At 66.2% G+C, this 1,028-nt stretch carries 1 protein-coding gene; it reads left to right on the top strand.

Going from position 1 to position 1,028, the window contains the following annotated elements; genetic code table 11:
- Positions 1 to 113: 113 nt before the first annotated feature.
- Positions 114 to 1,028, top strand: a complete 915-nt coding sequence (locus tag ACGFJ7_RS46820; protein WP_360254012.1) for an IS5 family transposase — start codon at positions 114 to 116, stop codon at positions 1,026 to 1,028.

The following is a 1,028-nucleotide window of genomic DNA, read 5'->3' as shown; positions in this document are numbered from 1 at the left end:
CTAGGCCGTGTTTCGTAGCGGCGTCGATGTTGAGGCGTGTTGGTGATCGATAACAGAAGAGGTCTCCGGTAGTTGGTTCAGCGACCAAGCTAGAACTTCACACCGGAGACCTCGTGCCGAGCGTAGCGGCAGCGAGGCGACACGACCTGACCGACATGCAGTGGGCGGTTCTCGAGCCGTTGCTGCCTGCGGGAACGGGTCGTGATCGGCCGCGCAGATGGACCATCAGAGTGATCATTGACGGGATTCGGTGGCGGGTGCGGACGGGCTCGCCCTGGCGGGACGTGCCCGAGGTGTACCCGCCCTGGCAGACCCTCTATCGATGGTTCCGCCGTTGGCAGCGTGACGGCGTCTGGGAACAGATCTTGGCTCTATTGCAGGCTCGGGCGGACGCGGCCGGGTTGATCGGCTGGACCGTCAGCGTGGACTCGACCATCAGCCGCGCCCATCAGCACGCGGCTGGAGCTCGCCGTGATGGCCACGCTCAGAAGGAGCCGCCCGGTGGCGTGCGGGCCGAGCCGGCAGATCACGGACTCGGCCGATCTCGGGGCGGCTGGACCACCAAGACGCACCTGGCCTGCGAACAAGGCCGCAAGCTGATGGCAGTGATCGTGACTGCCGGACAACGCGGCGACAGCCCGCAGTTCATCACGGTGCTGGCCAGACTCCGCGTCGCTCGGATCAGTGGCGGCAGGCCACGCACGCGGCCGGACACCGTCCTTGCCGACAAGGCATACACGTCCAAGGCCAACCGGGCTCACCTGCGCTCGCGTGGCATCCGAGCATGCATCCCCAGCAAGACCGACCAGGACGCGCACCGCAAAGCCAAAGGGTCGAAAGGCGGGCGCCCGCCCGCCTTCGACCCCGAGGTCTACCGCCTGCGCCACGCTGTCGAGTGCGGCATCAACCAGCTCAAACAACACCGCGCCATGGCCACCAGGTACGACAAACTCGCCGTACGCTACGAAGCCACCCTCACCATCGCCGCCATCAACCAATGGCTCCGCGCACTACGAAACACGGCCTAG

Origin of the sequence: Actinoplanes sp. NPDC048988, assembly GCF_043197815.1 — a bacterium.
Taxonomy (GTDB): Bacteria; Actinomycetota; Actinomycetes; order Mycobacteriales; family Micromonosporaceae; genus Actinoplanes.
Note: the sequence above shows the minus strand (reverse complement) of the source record. Positions and strands in the feature narration are given on the sequence as shown.